11 protein-coding genes and 1 tRNA gene are annotated in these 14,268 nt (G+C 67.0%); all 12 read right to left on the minus strand.

What is annotated here, in order from left to right; genetic code table 11:
- Positions 1 to 60: 60 nt before the first annotated feature.
- On the minus strand, positions 61 to 2,508 hold the full coding sequence (gene lon, locus TVNIR_RS13110; protein ID WP_015259521.1) for an endopeptidase La: 2,448 nt from the start codon (positions 2,506 to 2,508) through the stop codon (positions 61 to 63).
- Between the two features lie 169 nt (positions 2,509 to 2,677).
- Positions 2,678 to 3,955, minus strand: coding sequence for an ATP-dependent Clp protease ATP-binding subunit ClpX (clpX, locus tag TVNIR_RS13115; RefSeq protein WP_015259522.1), 1,278 nt, complete (start codon positions 3,953 to 3,955; stop codon positions 2,678 to 2,680).
- 99 nt (positions 3,956 to 4,054) lie between these two features.
- Complete coding sequence (gene clpP / locus TVNIR_RS13120) at positions 4,055 to 4,696, minus strand: ATP-dependent Clp endopeptidase proteolytic subunit ClpP (protein ID WP_015259523.1); 642 nt, start codon at positions 4,694 to 4,696, stop codon at positions 4,055 to 4,057.
- A complete protein-coding gene (tig, locus tag TVNIR_RS13125; protein ID WP_015259524.1) occupies positions 4,693 to 6,009 on the minus strand; it encodes a trigger factor in 1,317 nt (438 codons plus the stop codon). Before tig ends, clpP begins: the two co-directional genes overlap by 4 nt.
- A gap of 85 nt (positions 6,010 to 6,094) precedes the next feature.
- Positions 6,095 to 6,179, minus strand: a tRNA-Leu gene (locus TVNIR_RS13130).
- Between the two features lie 126 nt (positions 6,180 to 6,305).
- Positions 6,306 to 7,670 carry a ribosome rescue GTPase HflX gene (gene hflX, locus TVNIR_RS13135; RefSeq protein WP_015259525.1) on the minus strand — a complete coding sequence of 455 codons (1,365 nt, stop codon included), beginning with the start codon at positions 7,668 to 7,670 and terminating at the stop codon, positions 6,306 to 6,308.
- A 23-nt stretch (positions 7,671 to 7,693) separates the two neighbouring features.
- Positions 7,694 to 7,945: an RNA chaperone Hfq gene (gene hfq, locus TVNIR_RS13140; protein WP_015259526.1), complete on the minus strand. Its 252-nt coding sequence runs from the start codon at positions 7,943 to 7,945 to the stop codon at positions 7,694 to 7,696.
- Positions 7,946 to 8,046: 101 nt separating this feature from the next.
- The gene (gene miaA, locus TVNIR_RS13145; protein ID WP_015259527.1) at positions 8,047 to 8,958 is read right to left on the minus strand and encodes a tRNA (adenosine(37)-N6)-dimethylallyltransferase MiaA; all 912 of its coding nucleotides are present in this window, start codon (positions 8,956 to 8,958) and stop codon (positions 8,047 to 8,049) included.
- Between the two features lie 4 nt (positions 8,959 to 8,962).
- Complete coding sequence (gene mutL, locus TVNIR_RS13150; protein WP_015259528.1) at positions 8,963 to 10,759, minus strand: DNA mismatch repair endonuclease MutL; 1,797 nt, start codon at positions 10,757 to 10,759, stop codon at positions 8,963 to 8,965.
- A gap of 75 nt (positions 10,760 to 10,834) precedes the next feature.
- Entirely contained in the window at positions 10,835 to 12,205 is a 1,371-nt protein-coding gene (locus TVNIR_RS13155) for an N-acetylmuramoyl-L-alanine amidase (RefSeq protein ID WP_015259529.1), read from the minus strand.
- Positions 12,206 to 12,311: 106 nt separating this feature from the next.
- Complete coding sequence (gene tsaE, locus TVNIR_RS13160; RefSeq protein ID WP_015259530.1) at positions 12,312 to 12,776, minus strand: tRNA (adenosine(37)-N6)-threonylcarbamoyltransferase complex ATPase subunit type 1 TsaE; 465 nt, start codon at positions 12,774 to 12,776, stop codon at positions 12,312 to 12,314.
- On the minus strand, positions 12,773 to 14,260 hold the full coding sequence (locus TVNIR_RS13165; protein WP_043740658.1) for a bifunctional ADP-dependent NAD(P)H-hydrate dehydratase/NAD(P)H-hydrate epimerase: 1,488 nt from the start codon (positions 14,258 to 14,260) through the stop codon (positions 12,773 to 12,775). The genes tsaE and TVNIR_RS13165 overlap by 4 nt, the downstream gene beginning before the upstream one ends.
- Positions 14,261 to 14,268: the final 8 nt, after the last annotated feature.

Genomic DNA, 14,268 nt, shown 5'->3' on the forward strand with positions numbered 1-14,268 from the left:
GAAGGATGAAATACGATTATAAATCAGAGACATACGATTCTAGGGCGGCGTATTTTCACGCTAATGGTGCCGCACGTTCCTGCGCCGGGGTTCCCCGCCACGCTTGGTGGAGGATGCGACCTTCGGCGTTGCGTCTGGCGTCGCCGAGGCCTCCGGCATGTGCGTCAGCGCCACCGACAGCACCTCGTCGATCCAGCGCACCGGGCGGATATCCAGCTTGGCCTTGATGTTCTTGGGGATATCCACCAGATCCTTCTCGTTCTCCTCAGGAATCAGCACGGTGCGGATGCCGCCACGGTGTGCCGCCAGCAGCTTTTCCTTCAGGCCTCCGATCGGCAGAACCTGTCCGCGCAGGGTGATCTCTCCGGTCATCGCAACGTCCGCCCGCACCGGAATACCGGTCAGCGCCGAAACGATCGCAGTGCACATGCCAATGCCCGCACTGGGGCCGTCCTTCGGCGTTGCACCCTCCGGCACGTGAACGTGCAGATCCTTCTTCTCGTGGAAGTTCTCGTCGATCCCCAGTGACGCAGCACGGCTGCGAACCACGGTCATCGCGGCGTGAATGGATTCCTGCATCACGTCACCGAGCTTCCCGGTCTGCATGGTCTTGCCCTTGCCCGGCACCACGGTGGCCTCGATGGTGAGCAGTTCTCCCCCCACCTCGGTCCAGGCCAGGCCGGTCACCTGGCCCACGCGATCGCTCTCCTCCGCGAGCCCGAACCGGAAACGGCGCACGCCGAGGTAGCGATCGAGGCTCTTCGGTGTCACCTGCGTAACCTTGGCCTTGTCCTTGCCCAGCAGGCGCAGCTTCACGACCTTGCGGCAGATCTTCGCGATCTCGCGCTCCAGCGCCCGCACACCCGCCTCGCGGGTGTAGTAGCGGACGATGTCGCGCACCACCGCGTCGCTGATCTGGATCTCGTCGTCGCTCAGGCCGTTGGCCTCGATCTGCTTCTTGATCAGGTAGTTGCGAGCGATATGAACCTTTTCATCCTCGGTGTACCCGGACAGCCGGATGACCTCCATCCGGTCGAGCAGCGGACCGGGGATGTTCATGCTGTTCGCGGTCGCGACGAACAGGGTGTCAGACAGGTCGAAATCGACCTCGAGGTAGTGGTCGCTGAAGGTATGGTTCTGCTCGGGATCCAGCACCTCCAGCAGCGCCGATGCCGGGTCACCGCGGAAATCCATCGCCATCTTGTCGATCTCGTCGAGCAGGAACAGCGGGTTGCGAACCCCGACCTTGGACAGGTTCTGGACGATCTTGCCCGGCAGCGAGCCGATATAGGTACGCCGGTGGCCGCGGATCTCGGCCTCGTCACGCACGCCGCCCAGCGCCATCCGGGTGAACTTCCGGTTGGTCGCGCGCGCGATCGACTGCCCCAGCGACGTTTTGCCGACACCGGGCGGGCCCACCAGGCACAGGATCGGGCCCTTCATCTTGCGCACCCGGGACTGCACCGCCAGGTACTCGAGGATCCGTTCCTTGACCTCTTCCAGACCATAGTGATCTTCGTTCAGCACCTTCTCCGCCGCAGTCAGGTCCTGGCTGACCTTGGTTCGCTTCTTCCACGGCACGTTGACCAGCCAGTCGATGTAGCTGCGCACGACCGTCGCCTCAGCGGACATCGGCGACATCATCTTCAGCTTGTTCAGCTCGGCCTGAGCCTTCTTCTTGGCCTCGCGCGGCATGCCGGCCTTTTCGATCTTCTGCGCGAGTTCCTCAGCCTCGTTCGGCGCGTCCTCCAGGTCGCCCAGTTCCTTCTGGATCGCCTTCATCTGCTCGTTCAGGTAGTACTCGCGCTGCGATTTCTCCATCTGCTGCTTCACGCGGCCGCGGATGCGCTTCTCGATCTGCAGCACGTCCATCTCGCCTTCGATCTGGGCGATCAGGTGCTCCAGGCGCTCCTTGACGCTGGCGATCTCGAGTACTTTCTGTTTTTCATCCAGCTTCAGCGACATGTGCGCGGCAATGGTGTCGGCCAGCCGCGAGGCATCGTCGATGCCCGCCAGCGAGGTCAGGATCTCTGGCGGCACCTTCTTGTTCAGCTTGATGTACTGCTCGAACAGGTTCAACGCGGAGCGGCCGAGCACCTCCATTTCGCGCTCCTCGGCGCCGGCCTCTTCATCGACCAGGCGAATCTGCGCAACGAAATGCTCGTCCTGATCACCCAGATCGATCACCTGGGCGCGCTGAGCACCCTCGACCAGCACCTTGATGGTACCGTCGGGCAGGCGCAGCAGCTGCAGGATGTTGCCCAGCGTGCCGATGTCGTGCAGATCCTTGGCGCTGGGTTCGTCGATCTCGGCGCTTTTCTGGGCGACCAGCAGCACCTGCTTGTTCTCGGCCATTGCCGAATCCAGCGCACGGATCGACTTCTCGCGGCCGACGAACAGCGGGATCACCATGTGCGGGTACACGACAACATCGCGCAGCGGCAGGACGGCAACGCGCTTCACCGGCGATTCCACGTCGTTCTGGGAAGAACTGGTCTTCTGGGTCATGGGGCCCTCTCGAGGGTCAGCGATCAATGGATTTGCAAAGAGGTTGGGGCAGTTGCGGCTTTTTCAAGCTTTTTCCGGGGCACGCGGGCGCAGGGGGCCGCTTCACCATGTGGAGCGGGGCGCACTGCCGGTATTCGCAGGACGCGGGCAGGCACCCGCTTGCCGGTGTTCAGGAATCGGAGGCCGCCTGCTTCGCAAAATTGGTGTTCTCGTAGATCAGGTAGGGCTCGGCGTCGCCGCGGATCACCGCCTCGTCGATCACCACCTTGCTGACGTTCTCCATCGACGGAAGCTCGTACATGGTATCCAGCAGGATGTTCTCCATGATCGAGCGCAGGCCGCGCGCACCGGTCTTGCGGCTCATCGCCTTGCGCGCGATCGCGCTGAGCGCATCGTCGCGGAACTCAAGCTCCACCCCCTCCATTTCGAACAGGCGGTGGTACTGCTTCACCAGCGCGTTGCGTGGCTGGGTCAGGATAGTGACCAGCGCGGCCTCGTCGAGCTCTTCCAGGGTCGCCTGCACCGGCAGGCGACCGACGAACTCGGGGATCAGGCCGTAGCGCACCAGATCCTCGGCCTCGAGGCGCTGCAACCAGGCGCTGCCGGACCGGTCCTTGTCCTTCGATCGGACCTCGGCGGAAAACCCGATGCCACCTTTCTCCGAACGTTGCTGGATGACCTTCTCCAGCCCGGAGAACGCACCGCCGCAGATGAACAGGATATTGCGTGTATCGACCTGCAGGAATTCCTGCTGCGGGTGCTTGCGCCCCCCCTGGGGGGGCACGGAGGCTGTCGTCCCTTCGATCAGCTTCAGCAAGGCCTGCTGCACGCCCTCACCCGAGACATCGCGGGTGATCGACGGGTTGTCGGACTTGCGCGAGATCTTGTCGATCTCGTCGATGTAGACGATACCAGTCTCCGCTTTATCGACATCGTAGTCGCTCTTCTGAAGCAGCTTCTGGATGATGTTCTCGACATCCTCGCCCACGTAACCCGCCTCGGTCAGCGTGGTCGCATCGGCGATGGTGAACGGAACGTTCAATACCCGCGCCAGCGTTTCGGCCAGCAGCGTCTTGCCCGAACCGGTCGGGCCGATCAGCAGGATGTTCGATTTCGAGAGTTCGACGTCGTCCTTTCCGGACTTCGCCTCGAGCCGCTTGTAGTGGTTGTACACGGCCACGGACAGGATCTTCTTCGCCGAGTCCTGGCCGATCACGTACTCGTCGAGGATCCCCCGGATCTCCCGCGGCTTCGGCAGCGAGTCGCGTTCTGCGTGGCCGGCCTCCTGCATCTCCTCGCGGATGATGTCGTTGCACAGCTCCACGCATTCATCGCAGATGAACACGGAAGGGCCAGCGATCAGCTTGCGCACCTCGTGCTGGCTCTTGCCGCAAAACGAGCAGTACAGCAGCTTGCCGTCGTTGCGGGGGGATTTTTCGTCGCTCATCCGTATGCCTCGGTCCGCGAAAGGTGATTCATCTGCAACATGCCCCGTTTGCGACCCGGTTGCAAGCTGACCGGCAGTCCATCGGGTTGCCCCCGGTGGTCACCCGGATTTCACCTCGCGTTTCTCGAGGACATGGTCGACCAGGCCGTACTCCCGGGCCTCCGGCGAGGTCATGAAACGATCGCGCTCGGTGTCGTTGCGAATCGTATCGACCGACTGGCCCGAGTGGTGCGCGAGGATCTGGTTCAGTTCCTCACGGATCTTCAGGATCTCCCGCGCGTGGATGTCGATGTCCGTGGCCTGCCCCTGGTAGCCTCCCAGCGGCTGATGGATCATCACCCGGGAATGCTGCAGGCAGTAGCGTCTTCCGGCGGCACCACCGGCCAGCAACACGGCGCCCATGCTGGCAGCCTGCCCCACGCAGAGGGTGCTCACCTCGGGCTTGATGAACTGCATGGTGTCGTAGATCGCCATGCCTGCGGTCACCGCGCCGCCCGGAGAGTTGATGTACAGGTTGATCTCCTTGTCCGGATTCTCCGACTCGAGGAACAGCAACTGGGCCACGATCACGTTGGCCATGTAGTCCTCGACCGGCCCGACGCAGAAGACGACGCGATCCTTCAGCAGCCGCGAGTAGATGTCGTACGCGCGTTCGCCCCGGGCGGTCTGTTCCACGACCATGGGCACGAGATTCAGGGCCCGGGCGTGCTGCGCCCCGGCACCCTCGGAAAAATGGTTCATGCAGCTTCCTCCGGGCTGGGTTGACTGGGCGCCATCAGGTTGTCGAAGGTCTGCGGCTTCTCGGTCACCCGGGCCCGTTCCAGCACCCAGTCGACCACCTGATCCTCGAGCACCAGCGATTCGAGGCTGGCCATCGCCTGCGGGTGTGTCCGGTAGTGGCGTTTCACTTCCTCAGGGTCCTCGTAGGTCTGTGCCAGCGTGTCGAGTTCGGCGTCGACCCGCGCGCGGTCGATCTCCATCTTCTCGGCATCGACGATCGCCCGGACGACCAGCCCCAGGCGCACCCGCCGGGCCGCCTCGTCCTCGAACATGGAATCCGGCAGCGGCTGCGTCTTCTCCGCCCCTCCGAAACGGTTCTCGGTCTCGGTGCGCAGGCGGTCGATCTCGGCCTGCACCAGGCTCTTCGGGAGTTCGAAGTCATGCCGGGCCACCAGTGCGTCCATCACCTGCTTCTTCACCCGGCCCTTGATGTTCTGGGCGAGTTCCCGCGTCATGTTGGCCGTGACTTCCTCACGCAGTTTCGCGACGTCGCCGTCCTCGACGCCGAAACTGCGGACAAAGTCGGCATTGACCTCCGGAAGGCGCGGCTCTTCGACCTTCTGGATCGTCAGTGCGAACTGGACCGTCTGACCCTTCAGATTCTCCGCCGGGTACTCTTCCGGGAAGGTGACGTCGATGTCTTTCTCGGCACCGGCCTCGACTCCCACGAGCTGCGATTCGAATTCCGGGAGCAGGCGCCCCGCCCCGACTTCGACCGCGAAGCCCTCGGCCTGGCCGCCATCGAACGGCTCGCCGTTCAGCGTGCCGGTAAAGTCCAGGGTCACCCGGTCGCCGTCAGCCGCGGGACGCTCGACAGCGTGCCAGGTGCGCTGCTGCCGGCGCAGCGATTCGATCACCTTGTCCACATTCTCCGTCTCGACCTCGGCCACCGGGCGTTCGATCTCGACGTCGGAGAGATCGGCCACCGTCACCTCGGGGAAGACCTGGAACGACGCGACGTACTCGATCGGCTGGCCGGGCTCGATCATGCGGGGTTCAATGTTCGGACCACCCGCCGGCGCCAGACCTTCCTGGTCGATCGCCTCGCGATAGCTCTGCTGCAGCATCTCACTGAGGACCTCTTGGTAGACGCCCGAGCCGTAGCGCTGCTGCACGATCTTCAGCGGGACCTTTCCGGGCCGGAAGCCGTCGATCCGCACTCGCCTGGTCAGCGCCTTCAGGCGCTTCTCGACCTCGGAATCGACCCGCTCGCGTGGGAGTTGCACCGTCATCCTGCGGTCCAGGCTGCCGGTGGCTTCAACAGAAACTTGCATCAGAAGGCCTCGTGTAAAATCGGAAAATCGGGATTGCGCCAGCCGGGCGCTCTCAGGTCGGGTCTGTACCGCCAAACGCCAGGAATGGTGCGAAAGGAGAGACTCGAACTCTCACGGGTTACCCCACTGGAACCTAAATCCAGCGCGTCTACCAGTTCCGCCACTTTCGCCCGGTCGCCCTGGACATGACCCCTTAGTTTACTGCGTCGGGGCATGCGCGTCACATGCCCGGCCACCCGCATGCACTGCGGCGCCGTGCCGGAGACATACCCCAACGGAACGCTCGCGACCGGACTTCAGGAACCGGGATGCCCGGCCTCCGCGAGATCGGGTTCGGCCGGCTCGGCAACCGGAGCCTCGGCCGCCCCCACCCGCAGCCGGTGGGGGTCGGGTTCCAGTCCCGCTTCGCGCAGCAGTGCCCGCAACAACCGCTCGGGAACGTTCAGGCGCAGGTGCATCCGCCCGTCCGCACCGGTCTGCTCGGCCTCTACCGCCCGCTCCGCAAACAGTCGGCTGCGCAGTCGGCCGGCGGCGGCGGGCAGAGCGACCCAGCCGCGGAACATGGTCTCGGTGAAGTGGTTTGCGAGCCGTGTCTGCAACGCCTCCACACCCGCGCCGGTCACGGCGGACACCCACAGGGTATCGCCTCCGGCCTCGAAACGGGCCGGTGTACCGCCCTCGTCGGCCGACGGCACGCAGTCGATCTTGTTGTATACGCACCAGATCGGCACCTCGCCCGCCCCGATCTCCTCCAGGACGCTTTCGACCTGTTCGACGTGCACCTCGCGTTCCGGGTCCGAGGCGTCGATCACGTGCAGCAGCAGCGCGGCCTCGCGGGTCTCGGTCAGGGTCGCCTTGAATGCCGCGATCAGTTCATGCGGCAGGTCGCGGACGAACCCGACGGTATCGGCCAGGATCACCGACTGGTGCGGGGCCAGATCGAGCCGGCGCAGGGTGGGATCCAGCGTGGCGAACAACTGGTCGGCCGCATAGACCTGCGCCTCAGTCAGGCGATTGAACAGGGTCGACTTGCCAGCGTTGGTGTACCCCACCAGCGCCACCGTCGGCGTCTCGTTACGCCGCCGGGCCTGCCGGCCCTGTTCCCGGGCGCGCTGGACCTTTTCCAGGCGCCGCTCGATGTGCTTGATCCGCGCGGCCAGCAGGCGCCGGTCGGTTTCGAGCTGGGTCTCGCCCGGCCCGCGCAGGCCAATGCCGCCCTTCTGTCGTTCCAGGTGGGTCCAGCCGCGCACCAGGCGCGTGGACATGTGCCGCAACTGGGCCAGTTCCACCTGCAGCTTGCCCTCGTGGGACCGGGCACGCTGGGCGAAGATGTCGAGGATCAGCCCCGAACGGTCCAGGACCCGGCACTTCAGGTGCCGTTCCAGGTTGCGCTCCTGGCTGGGAGACAACGGATGGTTGAAGATCGCGAGGTCGGCACCGGTGGCCTCGACCGCGGCGGCGATCTCGTCGGCCTTGCCGGAACCAACGAAGAAGCGGGGGTCGGGGTTGCGCCGGCTTCCCGAGATCAGGCCGACTACCTCGGCACCGGCGGACTCGGCCAGATCCTGGAATTCCCGGATCTGGGGCTCGATATTGGCGGGCTCGCCCACGGCGAGCGCGACCAGCAGGGCACGATCCCCGCTTTCAGGACGTTCAAACAAGCGTATACAACTCCTTCATGAATTCAGGCATCCTTGTGCTCGGCAGGTTCCTCACCCTCGATGCTCAGGCGCACCTGCCGTGCCGGAACGATCGTCGAGATCGCGTGCTTGTACACCATTTGCGAAACCGCGCTCTTCAGCAACACGACAAACTGGTCGAAGGACTCGATCTGCCCCTGCAGTTTGATGCCGTTGACAAGATACACCGAGACCGGTATGCGGTCGCGGCGCAGCGCGTTGAGGAAGGGTTCTTGTAGCATCTGCCCTTTTGCCATGATCGGTTATCCTTTGTCTGTCGTGTCAGGGAGCCGACGCCCCCTTGTATCCTTAGAAGATTAGCATATCGTCGAACCGGTTCCGCGCGACCCACGGGAAATCAGCGCGCCAGCCGAGCCAGTACCTCGCCGACGTCCACGGTTTCGGCGCAGAGCCGTTCGATGCCCTGCTGCCCGCGCAACCAGGTCAGCTGCCGCTTGGCCAGTTGCCGGGTGGCATCGATACTGCGCTGGCGGAATTCGTCCAGGCTGCACTGCCCCGAAAGCCACTTCCAGCCCTGACGATATCCGACCGCGCGCTGCGATACATGTTCCGCCGTCAACCCGGGACGGGCCGCGAGGCGTTCCAGTTCCTGTACAAACCCCGCGTCCAGCATCGCGTCGAAGCGCTCATTGATGCGCATCCGTAACCGGGCCCTGTCTTCGGGCCACAGCGCCAGGCTGCGCCAGTGTGCGGGCGCACGGCGCCGCCCGCCGGACTGGAACGATGACAGCGGACGCCCGGTACTGAGGAAGACCTCGAGCGCACGCAGGATGCGCTGCGGATCGTTCGGGTGGATGCGCGCCGCCGCAGCCGCATCGACCGCAGCGAGCTCCCGGTGCAGGCCCTGCGCGCCGACCTCGGGCAATCGCGCTCGCAGTTCGGCCCGTACCGCGGGGTCAACCGCGGGCATCGGATCGAGCCCTTCCAGCAGCGCGCGGAAATACAGCATGGTGCCGCCGACCAGCAGCGGCGTGCGCCCGCGGGCGCTGATCTCCCGGATGCGGCGCGCGGCCAGCGCGGCAAAGTCGGCCGCCGAGAACGTCTCCTCGGGATCGCGCAGGTCGATCAGGTGATGCGGTACCCGCTGCCGGTCCGCGGCGTCGGGCTTCGCGGTGCCGATATCCATGCCCCGGTACACCTGCGCCGAGTCCACGCTGATGATCTCGCCCCCGATCGCCTCGGCCAGCTCCATCGCGAGCGCCGACTTGCCGCTTGCAGTCGGCCCCATCAGCAGGATCACCCGGTGCACGGCCTCAGCGTCCGCGCAGGAACAACCGGTCCAGCGCCTGCCGGTCCAGCTCGACATACGTCGGACGGCCGTGGTTGCACTGGCCACTGTGCTCGGTGGCTTCCATGTCCCGCAACAGGCGGTTCATCTCCGGCAGCGTCAACCTCCGCCCGGCACGAATCGCGCCGTGGCACGCGATCGTGCCCAGCACCCCGTCCAGCGCCGCCTCAGCCCGGTCCGCATGCCCCAGGTGCTGCAGGTCGGCGAGCACATCGCGCAGCAACTGCACCAGGTCTCGGCCCTGCAGCAACGCGGGCCCGGCGCGCAGGGTGACCGACTCCGGCCCCGAGCGGTCGACCTCGAATCCCAGGCCGCGCAGCAGGTCCGCCGAGGCTTCCGCCAGGTCGGCCTCGGCCCGGGTCACCTGAAGCGTCTCCGGCACCAGCAGCGGCTGGCGGATCATCCGCGCCGCGCGCCAGTCCTTCTTCAGGCGCTCGTAGGTAATGCGCTCGTGCGCCGCATGCATATCCACGAGCACCAGCCCGCGCGCGTTCTCGGCCAACACAAAGGCGTCCGCAATCTGCCCGATCGCAAACCCGAGCGGCGGCATTCCCGCCGGTGACGCGAGGCTGGCGGGCTCGCGTACCGCCGGAGCGGTATCCGGTGCCTCCGGCTCCCGGGGCAGCGGCAATTCCCAGCGGGTATCGCGTTCGCGCGGAGCGGCGGAACCCGCTCCCTGCGTCGGTTCCCGGGAAGCGCGGGGCGGACCGAACCGACCGTCGCTGGCGAGGGCCACGGATTCGGATCCGACAGACCCGTCTCCGGGTCGCAGGTCGGCCAGCGCCCGGTGCAGGGCCCGGAACACGAAATCGTGCACCAGCCGCCCGTCGCGGAAGCGGACCTCGTGCTTGGCGGGATGAGCGTTCACGTCCACGGTCGCAGGATCGAGATCCAGGAACAGCACGAACACCGGGTGCCGCGCCTGGTAAAGAACATCCCGGTAGCTGCGCCGCACCGCGGCCGAGAGCACGCGGTCGCGGACCGGCCGGCCGTTTACGAAGAAATGCTGCTGATCGGCCTGCGAGCGCGAGTGCGTCGGCGCCCCGAGCCAGCCGCACAGGCGCAATCCGGAGCTTTCCTCCTCCACCTCGAAGGCATGGCGCAGAAACTCCTCGCCGAGCAGTGCCGCAACCCGGCCTGCCGCCGCCGCGGCGCCGACGGCCGGCAGATCCAGCACCGTCCGCCCGTTGTGGCGAAGCTCGAAGGCGATGTCCGGACGCACGGCCGCATGGGTACGGACCACGTCTTCGCAATGGAGGTACTCGGTGCGCTCGGTGCGCAGAAACTTGCGCCGGGCCGGGACATTGAAGAACAGGTCGCGCACCTCGACGGTCGTCCCCCGGGGATGCGCCGCCGGCGCGACCTCGGCGAACTCGTCCGAGCCATCGCCAGCCAGGCGCCAGCCGCTGCGCTCCCCCGCCACCGCCGACGTCAGGACCAGGCGGGCCACCGATGCGATCGACGGCAGCGCCTCGCCGCGAAACCCGAGCGTCTGCAGCGCCTCGAGATCGCGCAGCCCGGCCACCTTGCTGGTCGCGTGGCGCGACAACGCCAGCGGCAGTTCGTCGCGCGCGATGCCGGAACCGTCGTCGGCCACCCGGATCAGGCGCATCCCGCCCTGCTCGAGATCGACCTGGACGCGCTGCGCCCCGGCATCGATGCTGTTCTCGATCAGTTCCTTGATCACCGAGGCCGGGCGCTCGATGACCTCGCCTGCGGCGATCTGGCTGATCAGTTGCGGTGGGAGTCTCTGGATCGGCACGGGCGTGGGCGGCTGGATAAAGGCCGCAGCCTAGCCCAGAAGCGCGTGCGACCGGAAGGCCCCGATGCCGAAGGCTCAACTGCCCCGGTAGGGGATCTGCAGAACCTGGCCCGCAAAGATCCGGTCGTTGGGCAGATCGTTGACCGCCCTGAGATCGGCCACCGACATCCGGTACCGCTCCGCGATCGCGGACAGCGTCTCGCCGGGCCGGATGATGTGCCGGTCGCGGCGGCCCTCGGCGATCAGGGTTCCCGGCGGAGCGTGGGTCGAGAAATAGGCGCGCAGGCCGGTGAGAATCGCATCAGCGAGCGAGTTCTGGAAGCTCTGGGTGCGCAGCTTGCGTTCCTCCGACGGATTCGAGATGAAGGCTGCCTCGACCAGCACCGAGGGCACGTCCGGCGAACGCAGCACCGCGAAACTGGCACGCTCGACCTCCGGCTTGCGCACCTTGCCCACCCGGTGCATTTCGGAAATCAGCCGCTGCGCAAGCGAATGGCTGGCCTCGAGCGTGCCGCTTTGCGCGAGATCCAGCAGTACGCTGGTCAGCGATTCGTCCTTGCTTTCGATCGGCACGCCCCCGAGGCGCAGGTCGGCGCTGTTCTCGCGCTGCGCCAGGAAGCGCGCGGCCTCGCTGGAAGCGCCGCGGTCGGACAGGATGTAGACCGACGACCCCTGCACCCGGCGATCGTGGATCGCATCCGCATGAATCGAGAGGAAGACGTCGGCCTGGGCCGCCCGGGCGCGGTCGATACGCTCACGCAGCGGGAGGAAGTAGTCGCCGGTGCGGATCATTACCGGGCGCATCCCCGGCTCGCGCTCGACGCGTTCGGCCAGGCGTCGCGCGATCTGTAGCACTACGTCCTTCTCACGGGTGCCGCCGGGGCCGATCGCGCCCGGATCGTGACCGCCATGGCCCGGGTCGATCGCGACGATGACCTCGCGCAGGGGCTCACGCAGTCTCTCCGCCGGCTCCGCGAACGTCTCCGGCGCGATCCGCGCCACCGGAACCGGTGCGGCGCGCTCGGTCAGATCCAGCACCAGCCGGTGCGGCGAGCCCTGCGCCGGCAACAGTACGAAACTATGCGGGTCGACCGGGGCGCGCAGATCCAGCACCACCCGCAGGTCGGTTCCATTGCGCTGGGCATAGCGCACACCGGCGACCAGCGACCGCGGGTTGGACGCAACCTCCAGCGGGTTCAGCACGCGTGCACCGGCAAGATCGACGACCACACGGTGCGGCGAATCGAGGGGAAAGATGTCGTAGTCGGCGGGGCCGTCCATGTCGAACACCAGCCGCGTGGTGGATCCATCCACGGACATGCGCAGCCGCTGCACCCCGGGGCGCGCCCACAGCGTGAAAGGCGCAGCCCCCAGACCCAGTCCGGCGAGGCCTTGCAGGAACCGGCGACGGCGCAGATCGGGCTGATGAATTCCGGCCACGGGCATTCCCTTTTTGATCAGGGGCTCTGCTTACATTGTGGACCTTTCGCATGAAAATGCAAGACAGAAATGCTTTCTTTTGAGCGAGATACAGGATGTTCTGACTCCACCCTCACAAGTCCCTCATTTGACTGGAGATCGCCGCGGCCAGCGGCCCGGACCACAGCAGCCGGCGTCCCGCACCTTCCTGCACCAGGGTCGCGACCAGTTCCGGCGGCGGCAGCCAACCCGCACCGTGGTCCGGCCACTCGACCAGCCAGAGGGTGCGGCCGTCGCTCTGTTCCCGCACTCCGAGGTACTCGAGTTCCTCCGGATCCCCGACTCGGTACAGGTCGAAATGCAGTACCGTCAGACCGGCGAACTCGTAGGGCTCGAGCAGCGTGTAGGTGGGGCTGCGCACCGCGCCGCGATGCCCCAGCGCCCGCAGCAACCCGCGCACCAGCGTCGTCTTGCCCGCACCGAGATCACCGCGGAGGTGGATCTGCCGCAGCTGCGCCAACGCCGGACAGCGTGCCAGCGCCGCACCGGCCCGCTCGGTGGCGTCGGCATCGGGCAGAAACAGGCCCGCGTCGCTCATGACCCACCACCGGCGCCGCTCTGCGGCAGGGCATCGATCACGTCGCCCGCGAGCATCCCGCGTTCGGCACCGATCCGGCGGGCCGCCAGCCGGGCGGCCGCGACGTGCCAGGCCGCCCCTGCTGCCGCCGCCTCGCCAGGCCCGAGCCCCTGTGCCCGAAGGGCCGCCATCACGCCGGTCAGCACGTCGCCCATCCCGGCGCTGGCCATCCCCGGATGGCCGCCGGTAATGCAGGCCATCCCCCCTCCTGGAGCCGGGGCCACCAGCGTCCCCGCCCCCTTCAACAGCACCACACCGCCGAAGCGCCGGCGGATCGCATCAACCGCGGCGACACGATCCGCGGTCACTTCCCCGGTCGTGACCGCAAGCAGCCGCGCCGCCTCGCCGGGATGCGGCGTCAGCACCCAGTCGTCGCGCCGCCGGGGTGCCTGCGCGAGCAGATTCAGGGCATCGGCATCGACCACCAGCGGCCCCGTCCAGTCCGCGACCGCCGGCCAAAGCGCGCGGCCCCAGGCCTGCTGCCCGAGACCCGGCCCGACCGCGACGGCATCGGCCCCGGCCAGCAGGGTTTGCAGATCCCGCGCCGATTCGGCCGGCCGCACCATCAGTTCGGGTCGCTCGAGGTTCGCCAGCGCCGCATGCTCCGGGTGGGTGACCAGCGTCACCCGTCCCGCCCCGGCACGCAGTGCCGCCATACCCGCCAGGCGCCCGGCACCGGAGTAGCCCGGCGCCCCGCCGATCACGACGACATGCCCGCAATTGCCCTTGTGCGCGCCGGGACGGCGCACCGGAAGCCAGCGTGACACCGCCTCCGGCCGCCAGCGCACCGCCGCAAACGGGATATCCCGAAACACCTCGTCCGGCACGTCCAGACCGGCCACCCGGACCGCGCCGACATAATCCACCGCGGGGCCGGTATGCAGGCCCAGCTTGTCCGCGATCATGGTCACGGTCAGCGCTGCCCGGACCGCTACCCCCTGCACCGAGCCGGTGTTCACGTCGATACCGGACGGCACGTCCGCGGCCAATACCGGCCGCCCGGTAGCGTTCAGATGTTCGATCAGAGCGGCCAATGCCCCGTCGATCGGCCGCCCGAGCCCGATGCCGAACAGGCAGTCGGCCCAGACATCGGCGGCCTCCGGTGCAAAGTCCTCCAGCGGATCGACGGAGCCGCCGACCGCGCGCCACGCCTCGGCCGCGCGCGTACCATCGCTGGCTGTCCCTGTCCCGCCGGCACTGCCGTGGACTTTCACCGTCCAGCCCGAGGCGCCGGCGAGCCGGGCCAGCACGTAGCCGTCACCGCCGTTGTTGCCGGGACCGCAGAGCACGCCGAGGCGGCGCGCGTCCGGGAAGGTCTCCTCCAGGGCCTGGAGCAACGCCGCGCCGGCGCGTTCCATCAATGCCCCGCCACCCACCCCCGGCCGGGCCATCGCCCTGCGGTCGAGTTCGCGCATTCCGGACTCATCGTAGAGGCGGTTGGCAATGGGCACCG

Origin of the sequence: Thioalkalivibrio nitratireducens DSM 14787, from assembly GCF_000321415.2 — a bacterium.
GTDB classification, from domain to species: Bacteria; Pseudomonadota; Gammaproteobacteria; order Ectothiorhodospirales; family Ectothiorhodospiraceae; genus Thioalkalivibrio; species Thioalkalivibrio nitratireducens.